A 10,481-nucleotide genomic window follows, 5' to 3' on the forward strand; every position below is an offset into this window, starting at 1 on the left:
CCTTCGTTCCGCCCCTTCGTCGACCCCACCCGCACCCTTCGGCGTATTGACTAGCTCTATTCATCAAGTCAGGATGTGAATAACCACTGCAATAATCCGTCGGGATCGCCCGCCCTCCAGGAGGCAGACCATGTCAGGACCCCGCCCCGTCCGAGCACCGCGCGGTACGGAACTGAGTGCCCTGGGATGGCAGCAGGAAGCCGCCCTGCGGATGCTGCAGAACAACCTCGACCCCGAGGTCGCCGAGCATCCCGACAAGCTCGTCGTCTACGGCGGCACCGGCAAGGCGGCCCGCGACTGGCGCTCCTTCGACGCGATGGTGCGCACCCTGCGCACGCTCAAGCAGGACGAGACGATGCTCGTCCAGTCCGGCCGCCCGGTCGGCGTCATGCAGACCCACGAATGGGCCCCGCGCGTCCTGATCGCCAACTCCAACCTCGTCGGCGACTGGGCCAACTGGGAGGAGTTCCGCCGCCTGGAACAGCTCGGCCTGACCATGTACGGCCAGATGACCGCCGGTTCCTGGATCTACATCGGCACCCAGGGCATTCTCCAGGGCACCTACGAGACCTTCGCCGCCGTCGCCGCGAAGCAGTTCGGCGGCACCCTCGCCGGGACGATCACGCTGACGGCCGGCCTCGGCGGCATGGGCGGCGCCCAGCCCCTCGCCGTGACCATGAACGACGGCGTGGCGATCTGCGTCGACTGCGACCCGCGCGCCATCGACCGCCGCATCGAGCACCGCTACCTGGACGTGAAGGCCGACAGCCTGGAGCACGCCCTCCAGCTCGCCGTCGAGGCCCGCGACCAGCGCAAGCCCCTCTCCATCGGCGTCCTGGGCAACGCCGCCGACCTGGTCCCGCAGCTCCTCGCGATGAGCGCGCCCATCGACATCGTCACCGACCAGACCTCGGCCCACGACCCGCTGGCCTACCTGCCCACCGGGGTCGCGTTCGAGGACATGGCTGACGCCGCCGCGAAGGACCCGGCCGGTTTCACCACCCGGGCCCGCGAGTCCATGGCCCGGCACGTCGAGGCGATGGTCGGCTTCATGGACGCCGGCGCCGAGGTCTTCGACTACGGCAACTCCATCCGCGGTGAGGCCCAACTGGCCGGATACGACCGCTCCTTCGCCTTCCCCGGCTTCGTCCCCGCCTACATCCGCCCGCTGTTCTGCGAGGGCAAGGGTCCCTTCCGCTGGGCCGCCCTGTCCGGCGACCCGGCCGACATCGCCAAGACCGACAAGGCGATGCTCGACCTGTTCCCGGAGAACGAGTCCCTCGCCCGCTGGATCAAGCTGGCCGGTGAGCGCGTCCACTTCCAGGGCCTGCCAGCCCGCATCTGCTGGCTCGGCTACGGCGAGCGCGACAAGGCCGGCGAGCGGTTCAACGACATGGTCGCGAGCGGCGAGCTGGCCGCACCGCTGGTCATCGGGCGGGACCACCTCGACTCGGGTTCCGTCGCCTCGCCCTACCGCGAGACGGAGGCCATGCTCGACGGCTCCGACGCGATCGCCGACTGGCCGCTGCTGAACGCCATGGTCAACGTGGCCTCCGGCGCCTCCTGGGTGTCGATCCACCACGGCGGCGGCGTCGGCATGGGCCGCTCCATCCACGCCGGCCAGGTGACGGTGGCCGACGGCACGCAGCTGGCCGGCGAGAAGATCCGGCGCGTGCTCACCAACGACCCGGGCATGGGCGTCATCCGGCACGTCGACGCCGGATACGACATCGCGGAGTCGGTCGCCGACGAGCGGGGCGTGCGGGTGCCGCTGCGCGAGGGTGACGACGCGTGACCCGTCCGGGTGTTGAAGCGGGCGGCAGCCGCCCGGCGGGGGACGAGATCCTGCCGCCGGGTGCGGGTGCGGGTCCGGTCGGCGTGTCCTTCCAGCAGATGTGGCGCGACCTGCGCCCCGTCGGCCGGCACCGCGACTCCGGCGGCTACCGCCGTTACGCCTGGACGGCCGCCGACGTCGACTGCCGGGCCTGGTTCGAGGAACAGGCCGCGGCTCGTGGACTGGCCTACGAGGTCGACCGCAACGGCAACCAGTGGGCCTGGCTCGGCGACCCCGCCGCCGGGAACGCCGTCGTCACCGGGTCGCATCTCGACTCGGTGCCCGACGGGGGCGCCTTCGACGGACCCCTCGGCGTCGTGTCGTCCTTCGCCGCACTCGACGAACTGCGCCGTAGGGGAGCGCGGTTCGCCAGGCCCCTCGCCCTCGTCAACTTCGGCGACGAGGAGGGGGCCCGCTTCGGGCTCGCCTGTGTCGGCTCCCGGCTCACCGCCGGACACCTCACGGTCGAGCAGGCCCACCGGCTGACCGACGGCGACGGCATCACCCTGCCGCGTGCCATGGAAGCCGCCGGGTACGACCCCGACGCCATCGGCCCGGACCCGGAACGGCTCGGCCGCATCGGCGCCTTCGTCGAACTGCACGTCGAGCAGGGCCGCGCCCTCGACCTCAGCGGCGACCGGGTCGGCATCGCCAGCGCCATCTGGCCGCACGGCCGCTGGCGGTTCGACTTCCGGGGCGAGGCCAACCACGCCGGCACCACCCGGCTGGTGGACCGGCGCGACCCGATGCTGCCGTACGCCGAGACCGTGCTCGCCGCCCGCCGCGAGGCCCGGCTCGCCGGTGCCGTCGCCACCTTCGGCAAGATCTCCGTCGAGCCGAACGGCGTCAACGCCGTCCCCTCCCTGGTGCGCGGCTGGCTCGACTCCCGCGCCGCCGACCAGCAGAGCCTCGACCAGGTCGTCGGCGGTGTCGAGAGGGCGGCCCACGAGTACGCGACGGCGCACGGAGTCGACCTGGACGTCGTCCGCGAGTCCTTCACGCCCGTCGTCGAGTTCGACCACGCCCTGCGCGACGAACTCGCCCGCCTCCTGGGCCGGGAAAGCGGCCGGGAAAGCGGCCTCAAGGTCCCCGTCCTCGGCACGGGCGCCGGACACGACGCCGGAATCCTCTCCGGGAGCATCCCGACCGCCATGCTGTTCGTGCGCAACCCCACGGGCGTCTCGCACTCCCCGGCCGAGTACGCGGCCGAGGACGACTGCGTGGCCGGGGTGCTCGCGCTCGCCGACGTACTGGAAGGGCTGGCCTGCACGTGACCCCCACGCAGCGGACACGGACGTACTGGCTGGAGCACGCCTGGCTCGGCACCCACGTCGAGCCGGGGGTGACCGTCGAGGTCACGGACGGCCGGATCACGGCCGTCCGCAGGGGCGTCGACGCCCCGTCGCCCGGCGCCGAGATCCTGCGCGGACTGACCCTGCCGGGCCTGGCGAACGCCCACAGCCACGCCTTCCACCGTGCCCTGCGCGGCACCGTGCAGGTCGGCTCGGGAACCTTCTGGACCTGGCGCGAGGTCATGTACTCCGTCGCCGACCGGCTGACCCCGCAGACCTACCACCAGCTGGCCCGCGCGGTGTACGCCGAAATGGCCCTGGCCGGCGTCACGGCCGTCGGGGAGTTCCACTACGTGCACCACGCGCCCGGCGGCACCCCCTACGCGGACCCCAACGCGATGGGCGAGGCCCTGATCGAGGCCGCCGCCGAAGCCGGTATCCGCATCACCCTCCTCGACACCGCCTATATCTCGTCAGGCTTCGGACAGGCCCCCAACGCCCACCAGCTCCGCTTCTCCGACGGCGACGCAGACGCCTGGGCCGAACGCTGTTCACTTCTCAAGGAACGGGATCACGCACGGATCGGGGCCGCGATCCACTCCGTACGGGCCGTGCCAGCGGGGCAGTTGGCGACCGTGGCCCGCTGGGCCGAGGAACGCGGGGCACCGCTGCACGTCCACCTGTCCGAGCAGAGCGCCGAGAACGACGCCTGCCGCGAGGCCCACGGCCGCACCCCGACCCAGCTGCTCGCCGAGCACGGCGTGCTCGGCGAGCGCACCACCGGTGTACACAACACCCACCTCACCGACGAGGACATCGCCCTCCTCGGCCGCTCCCGCACCGGCACCTGCATGTGCCCGACGACGGAACGGGACCTGGCCGACGGCATCGGCCCGGCCGTATCCCTGCAACAGGCCGGCTCCCCGCTCTCCCTCGGCTCCGACAGCCACGCCGTGATCGACCTGCTCGAAGAGGCCCGCGCGATGGAGCTGAACGAGCGGCTGCGCAGCCGCACCCGCGGGCACTGGACAGCCGCCGCCCTGCTGCGGGCCGCCTCCGCCGACGGTCACGCAGCCCTCGGCCGCGACGACGCGGGCGTTCTGGAGACCGGCAAGGCCGCGGACTTCACGACGATCGCGCTCGACTCGGTCAGGACAGCGGGCCCGCCGCCCAGGCTGGGCGCCGAGACGGCCGTATTCGCGGCGACCGCGGCCGACGTACGGCATACGGTCGTCGCCGGGCGGCATGTCGTACGGGACGGGGCGCACACGCTCGTCCCGGATGTGCCGCAGGCCCTCGCGCGGGCCGTCGAAGCCCTGCGCTCCCACTGACAGCACCCGCCGACGCCCCCGCCCGTCCCCAGGCCCACGAGGACACGATGAGCAGCACCGTCATCACCAACATCGCCACGCTGGTCACCAACGACCCCTCCCTCGGACGGGGGTCCCCCCGCTCGAGCAAATTCGAGAGTGGGGGATGCTCTCCCCTCGGTCCGATCCAGGACGCGGCCGTCGTCATCGACGGCGACCGCATCGCGTGGACCGGTGAATCAAGCAAAGCACCCGCCACTGACAACCGGGTCGACGCCGGCGGCCGTGCGGTCCTCCCCGGCTTCGTCGACTCCCACTCCCACCTGGTCTTCGCGGGCGACCGGACGGCGGAGTTCAACGCCCGGATGTCAGGCCGTTCCTACACCGCGGGCGGCATCCGTACGACCGTCGCGGCGACCCGTGCGGCGAGCGACGACGACCTCGAACGCAACCTCACCCGCTACCTCGCCGAGGCCCTGCGCCAGGGCACGACCACCTTCGAGACGAAGTCCGGCTACGGCCTCACCGTCGCCGACGAGGCCCGCGCCCTGCGCATCGCCGCGGCCCACACCGACGAGGTCACCTACCTCGGCGCCCACATCGTCGCCCCGGAGTTCGCCGACGACCCGGCCGGCTACGTCGCCCTCGTCACCGGCGAGATGCTCGACGCCTGCGCCCCGCACGCCCGCTGGATCGACGTCTTCTGTGAGAAGGGCGCCTTCGACGGCGACCAGGCCCGCGCGATCCTCACCGCCGGCAGGGCCAGGGGCCTGCACCCCCGCATCCACGCCAACCAGCTCTCCTACGGCCCCGGCGTACAGCTCGCCGTCGAACTGGACGCGGCCAGCGCCGACCACTGCACCCACCTCACCGACGCCGACGTGGACGCCCTCGCCAACAGCGCGACGGTCGCCACGCTCCTGCCCGGCGCCGAGTTCTCCACCCGGGCCGCATGGCCGGACGCCCGCCGGCTGCTGGACGCCGGCGTCACCGTGGCCCTGTCCACGGACTGCAACCCGGGCTCGTCCTTCACGTCGTCGGTGCCGTTCTGTATCGCCCTCGCCGTCCGCGACATGCGGATGACGCCCGACGAGGCCCTCTGGTCGGCCACCGCGGGCGGCGCCGCGGCCCTGCGCCGCACGGACGTGGGCCGCCTGACCCCCGGCGCCTACGCCGACCTGACCTTCCTGGACGCCCCGAGCCACGTCCACCTGGCCTACCGGCCGGGCGTACCGCTCGTCTCCGAGGTGTGGCGACGGGGCGTACGGGTGGCCTGAGGGGGCTCACTCGCGGGCGCCCGCCCCTTGTCCGCCACCGACCGCCCCCACGCCGTGCCCACGAGGACCAGCAGCGCGCCCACCAGCCCCGGCCACCCCGGCCGGTCCCCGGCGAGCGCGATGCCCACGGCCGCCGCCCACACCGGCTCGGTGCCCAGCAGCAGGCTGACCCGGGACGGCGACGTGCGGCGGACGGCCCACATCTGCACGAAGAACGCGAACAGCGTGCAGAACACGGAGAGGTAGACCAGCCAGGCCCAGTCCCCGGCGCCGAAGTCCGCCGCGGCGGCCCACGGTGACGCCCCCGTCCCCGGCATCGTCACCAGCACGGTGAACACGGCGACGGCACCGCCCAGTTGGACGGTCGTCAGGGACAGCGCGTCCGCCCCGCGCACGGACTCCATCCGCGCCATCGCCAGCACGTGCACGGTACGGGCGACCGCCGCCCCCAGCATCAGCAGATCGCCCCCGGACGGAGCGGTGAACCCGGCACCCTGCGTCAGCAGCGCCACGCCCGCCACCGACAGGCCCGCCGCCGCCAGGAACGCCCCCGGCAGCCGCACCCCGCGCACCCGGCTCTCCGCGAGCGGCGTGAACACCATGGTCAGGCTGATGATCAGGCCCGCGTTGGTCGCGGAGGTGTGCACCACCCCGTACGTCTCCAGCAGGAAGATGCCGGCGAGGATCAGCCCGAGCAGTCCCGCACCCCGCCACTGCGCGCCGCTCAGCGCCCGCAGCCGCCGCCACCCGACGGCCACCAGCACCGGAAGCACGACGCCGAACCGCAGCACCAGCACGGCCAGCACGGTGTCCGCCGTGGTCACGCCCTTCGCGGCGAGATAGCTGGACCCCCACACGGCGGCGACCAACAGCACGGGAAGGTCGGCGAGCCGGCCGAGACGGGAGAGGGAGGCGGGCATCGGCGTGGTCCTCACGGCAGTAGGCGGCCCCACTGCTGGTCAGAGGGCCGGCACAGCGTAAGGGAGGACGGCGTGCCGGGTCAGCGCCTTATCTCACGATGAGGACGGCGCCGCCGGTCCGCTGCGCCGCTCCGGCCCGCCACCGCTGCCGGGGTCTCCCGTCCAGCGGGGCGAAGTACACCCCGCCACGGCTGTCCGCCGTGACGGCCGTCGCGATGGCGATCACCGGACGGATCGTGCCGTCCCCGTCCACGGTGAACGTGAGGTTGCGTCCGTTGCGGCCGTCCACCGAGGAGCAGTGCCAGATCCCGGTCCCCTTCTCCACCGACCCCCGGCTGTCCGGGCAGTAGTCGGAGTCCGCGTACGACCGGAGCACCCCGCGGTCCGCGTCCACCCGCCAGGGTCCCGCCGCAGGTGTCACCAGAGGCAAGGCCGCGCCCGGGCGGCGGCATCCAACCGCTCACCCGGGCGCGGACCGCACTGGTCTCCGGGGCCCCCGGTCTCCGTCGCCGGGGGAGGCGCGCTCACTCCTCCAGCGTCAGGCCCTTGCGCAGCCGCACCAGCGTGCGCGACAGCAGCCGCGAGACGTGCATCTGCGAAATGCCCAGTTCCTCGCCGATCTCCGACTGGGTCATCCCGGCGACGAAGCGCAGCGAGAGGATCTTCCGGTCGCGCGGCGGAAGTTCGGCGATCATCGGCTTCAACGACTCGACGTACTCGATGCCTTCGAGCCCGTGATCCTCGTAGCCGATGCGGTCGGCGAGGGCGCCCTCCGCGTCGTCCTCCTCCGGCTGGGCGTCCAGCGAGGAGGCGGTGTACGCGTTCGAGGCTGCCATGCCCTCGACGACCTCTTCGTTGGAGAGGCCGAGGCGCTCCGCCAGCTCGGCCACGGTGGGGGCGCGGTCGAGCTGCTGCGCCAGTTCGTCGCCGGCCTTGGCCAGGTCGAGGCGCAGCTCCTGGAGCCGGCGCGGGACGCGCACGGACCAGGACGTGTCACGGAAGAAGCGCTTGATCTCGCCCACGATGGTTGGCATCGCGAAGGTGGGGAACTCCACCCCACGGCTGAGCTCGAAGCGGTCGATCGCCTTGATCAGGCCGATCGTGCCGACCTGGATGATGTCCTCCATGGGCTCGCTGCGGGAGCGAAAACGGGAGGCCGCGAACTTGACCAGCGCCAGGTTCAGTTCGACGAGTGTGTTGCGCACGTACGAGTATTCGTGCGTGCCTTCCTCCAGCGACTCCAGTCGCTCGAAGAGGGTCTTGGACAGGGCCCGCGCGTCGACGGGGCCGACCTCGTCGTACGGGGGGATCTCCGGGAGTCCGGCGAGGGCGTCACGGGGATCGCCGCTCTGCTCGATGGGATTCAGCTGTTCCGGAGGGGGTGTCGACGTCGCCCTGTGGGTATACGGAGCGTCGAGCCGGGATGACATGATGTCCTCCATCGTTCTCGGCATATGGCTGCCGAAGCCAGTGCGTGCACTGCGGTGTGCGGCGCCTCCAAAGCCGGCCGAGTCGGGTGTGTCCTTCTAGCCCTACCTGCTTTACTCAGCCGATCGCAAGTGCGTTCTGTTCGATTATGTCCGTTTGTGGGCGATTGTTCGGCTGTTGGAGTGCGTATCGAGGGCGTAGTGTTCGAGGGCGTCAGCTAGCACTCACGACCTCGGGAGAGACACGGCATGGACCGCGGGACGGTCGGCAGCGCACAGTCTGGCCGGCTCATGGTGGAAGTGCGGGAAGAGGGCTCCAGCGCCGTCGTGACCCCGGCCGGTGAGTTGGATCACCACACGGCCGATCTGTTGCGCGAGCCGTTGGACGAGTGCCTCGCCAAGGGGCTGAGCCGACTCGTCGTGGACTGCTCACGACTGGAGTTCTGCGACTCCACAGGGCTCAACGTCCTGCTCGGTGCCCGCCTGAAGGCGGAGGCCGCGGGTGGCGGGGTGCACCTGGCGGGCATGCTGCCCGTCGTGGCCCGAGTCTTCGAGATCACCGGCGCGGACGCCGTCTTCACCGTGCACGACACGGTCGACGCCGCCCTCGCGGACGGTGACGACGGCGGCTGACCCCGGGGCCCGCCCCGTCGGCCCCGTCTCGGCGGCCGGGCGCGACCGGCACTCCCGCGCGCCACGGCTCACCAGGGGCGGACACGGTGGTCACCTCCGGGCGAACGAGGGGTGTTCCGCCCGATCCGTCGGGCAGGAGACACCTGAACATGTCGGCGGCACAGCACGAGGAGAGGGCGGGATGCGCAGACCTACCGTGCGACGGCCGCTGAACGTGTGTACCGGCTCCGGGGCCGACAAGGAGCCGCGCAGCCCCGTGAACCCCCATCGTGCGAGCGATGGACCGAGCCATGAACTGAACGTCGAATTGAACCCCGAACTGGTGAATCGGTGAGGTGAAGCGCTGATGAGCACCACCCGGCCTTGCTCGCCGGGCGACCGCGGCCCGGAGCCCAGCGGCGCTTCCGGAGCGTCGGCGGGTCGTCAGGTCCGCAGACTGAGCTTCGACGGCGCGAGCGGTGTCGTCCCCCTCGCCCGCGACTTCGCCCGCCAGGCGTTGTACGCCTGGGGCTGGCTGCCCGCCGCGGGCGCCGACCGGCGGGCCGCCGCCGAGGACGTCCTGCTCGTCGTCTCCGAACTGGTCACCAACGCCTGCCTGCACGCCGAGGGCCCGGACGGGCTCCGGCTCAGCTGTGACAACAAGGTGATCCGCGTCGAGGTCTCCGACCGCGGCACCGGCCAGCCGGCACCCCGCACCCCCCACCGCGCGGGCCGCCCCGGCGGCCATGGCATGTTCATCGTGCAACGCCTCTGCCTCGACTGGGGAGTCGTCCGGACCCCGGAGGTCGCGGGCAAAACGGTATGGGCGGAACTGGGCGCCCCGGCCTGACCCCACGGGGGACCGCCGGGCGGGACCGTCTGTCGCCCTCACGCTCGCCCTCACGCTCGCCCTCACGCTCGCCCTCACGCTCGCGCTGTCGCGTCGACGTGGCCCGGCTTCCGTCACCGCACTGACCTGACCACCCGCTTCCCGCCGCGGACCGACCAGGGCTCGACGGGCCGCGCCGACACGAGCCCGCCCCCGCGCCGAGCGGCTGCCTCCACCTGACCGCCTCCCCTGCGCGGCCCGCTGCCTCTCCTGCGTGGCGCACGGCCGCATCGGTGCGGCCCACTGGGTGGCGTCCCGCGTCGTGGTGCAGGGATGCGGAGCTCGCGACTCCGCAGCTCAAATGGGGTGGTGTACTCGTTTCCGCGCCGGATGGCGGTGATGACGCCCGTGAGCGGCGCGGCGAACCGGGGAGGCGGGCCGGCTGGCGCGTGCACCACGGCGCTGAACGGAGCCGCGCGGTCCGGATGGCTACACCACTCGGCGGGGCACCACCGCCCACTGCCTCCCCTGCGTGGCCCACCGCCTCTCCTGCGTGGCGCACGGCCTCTCCTGTGTGGCCCACTGCATCTCCTGTGTGGCGCACCGCCTTTCCTGCGTGGCCCACCGCCTCCCCTGCGTGGCGCACGGCCTCTCCTGCGTGGCGCACTGCCGCACCGGTGCGGCCCGAGCTTCGACGTGACCGGTCCCTTCGGCCCGCTTGGCGAGGGGCCGCCGCGAGGGCGTGGCTCGCCTCCGGCCCGTGCGGCCAGTCCTGTCAGCGGCCCCTCGCCCGGCGCCCGGGCCGGTCCCGCTCCTCCCGGTGCGCCGACCCGTCCCCGCATCGTCCGCAGCCCGATGGCCATCGGCTCCCAGCCTCAGCCTGCCCCGGATGTGGCGGGGTCCCTGAAGCCCGCCGGGCCGCACCCAGTCGAGCCAAGCCGCACCCAGCCCCGCAGAGACAGCCCCGCAGAGATCCACCC

General features: G+C 72.6%; 9 protein-coding genes. 6 read left to right on the forward strand and 3 right to left on the reverse strand.

The window, feature by feature from the left end:
• Window positions 1–130 precede the first annotated feature (130 nt).
• The 4 genes from hutU (at window position 131) to hutI (ending at window position 5,713) form a co-directional block, all read left to right on the forward strand.
• Window positions 131–1,795: a urocanate hydratase gene (gene hutU / locus P1P75_RS35045; RefSeq protein WP_319263123.1), complete on the forward strand. Its 1,665-nt coding sequence runs from the start codon at window positions 131–133 to the stop codon at window positions 1,793–1,795.
• Window positions 1,796–1,893: 98 nt separating this feature from the next.
• Complete coding sequence (locus tag P1P75_RS35050; RefSeq protein ID WP_319263137.1) at window positions 1,894–3,108, forward strand: allantoate amidohydrolase; 1,215 nt, start codon at window positions 1,894–1,896, stop codon at window positions 3,106–3,108.
• On the forward strand, window positions 3,105–4,457 hold the full coding sequence (locus tag P1P75_RS35055; RefSeq protein WP_319263125.1) for a formimidoylglutamate deiminase: 1,353 nt from the start codon (window positions 3,105–3,107) through the stop codon (window positions 4,455–4,457). Before P1P75_RS35050 ends, P1P75_RS35055 begins: the two co-directional genes overlap by 4 nt.
• 47 nt (window positions 4,458–4,504) lie before the next feature.
• Window positions 4,505–5,713: an imidazolonepropionase gene (gene hutI, locus P1P75_RS35060; protein ID WP_319263127.1), complete on the forward strand. Its 1,209-nt coding sequence runs from the start codon at window positions 4,505–4,507 to the stop codon at window positions 5,711–5,713.
• Here hutI and P1P75_RS35065 read toward each other — a convergent pair.
• The 3 genes from P1P75_RS35065 to P1P75_RS35075 all read right to left on the reverse strand — a co-directional run bounded on the left by P1P75_RS35065 (window position 5,653) and on the right by P1P75_RS35075 (window position 8,063).
• On the reverse strand, window positions 5,653–6,633 hold the full coding sequence (locus tag P1P75_RS35065; protein WP_319263129.1) for a DMT family transporter: 981 nt from the start codon (window positions 6,631–6,633) through the stop codon (window positions 5,653–5,655). The genes hutI and P1P75_RS35065 overlap by 61 nt on opposite strands.
• Window positions 6,634–6,721: 88 nt before the next feature.
• Entirely contained in the window at window positions 6,722–7,027 is a 306-nt protein-coding gene (locus P1P75_RS35070; RefSeq protein ID WP_319263131.1) for a hypothetical protein, read from the reverse strand.
• A gap of 130 nt (window positions 7,028–7,157) precedes the next feature.
• Window positions 7,158–8,063: an RNA polymerase sigma factor SigF gene (locus P1P75_RS35075; protein WP_086771819.1), complete on the reverse strand. Its 906-nt coding sequence runs from the start codon at window positions 8,061–8,063 to the stop codon at window positions 7,158–7,160.
• A gap of 246 nt (window positions 8,064–8,309) precedes the next feature.
• Here P1P75_RS35075 and P1P75_RS35080 point away from each other — a divergent pair, with 246 nt between their 5' ends.
• Window positions 8,310–8,693: an STAS domain-containing protein gene (locus P1P75_RS35080; protein ID WP_319263133.1), complete on the forward strand. Its 384-nt coding sequence runs from the start codon at window positions 8,310–8,312 to the stop codon at window positions 8,691–8,693.
• Between the two features lie 346 nt (window positions 8,694–9,039).
• The gene (locus tag P1P75_RS35085; protein WP_319263135.1) at window positions 9,040–9,522 is read left to right on the forward strand and encodes an ATP-binding protein; all 483 of its coding nucleotides are present in this window, start codon (window positions 9,040–9,042) and stop codon (window positions 9,520–9,522) included.
• The last annotated feature ends 959 nt before the right edge of the window (window positions 9,523–10,481 follow it).

It is taken from the genome of Streptomyces sp. ID05-39B, from assembly GCF_033794725.1.
Taxonomy (GTDB): domain Bacteria; phylum Actinomycetota; class Actinomycetes; order Streptomycetales; family Streptomycetaceae; genus Streptomyces; species Streptomyces bobili.

Coding starts and splice junctions, on each gene's coding strand:
- P1P75_RS35080 (WP_319263133.1), top strand. CDS start 8,310: ATGGACCGCGGGACGGTCGGCAGCGCACAGTCTGGCCGGCTCATGGTG.
- P1P75_RS35065 (WP_319263129.1), bottom strand. CDS start 6,633: ATGCCCGCCTCCCTCTCCCGTCTCGGCCGGCTCGCCGACCTTCCCGTG.
- P1P75_RS35085 (WP_319263135.1), top strand. CDS start 9,040: ATGAGCACCACCCGGCCTTGCTCGCCGGGCGACCGCGGCCCGGAGCCC.
- hutI (WP_319263127.1), top strand. CDS start 4,505: ATGAGCAGCACCGTCATCACCAACATCGCCACGCTGGTCACCAACGAC.
- P1P75_RS35050 (WP_319263137.1), top strand. CDS start 1,894: ATGTGGCGCGACCTGCGCCCCGTCGGCCGGCACCGCGACTCCGGCGGC.
- P1P75_RS35075 (WP_086771819.1), bottom strand. CDS start 8,063: ATGTCATCCCGGCTCGACGCTCCGTATACCCACAGGGCGACGTCGACA.
- hutU (WP_319263123.1), top strand. CDS start 131: ATGTCAGGACCCCGCCCCGTCCGAGCACCGCGCGGTACGGAACTGAGT.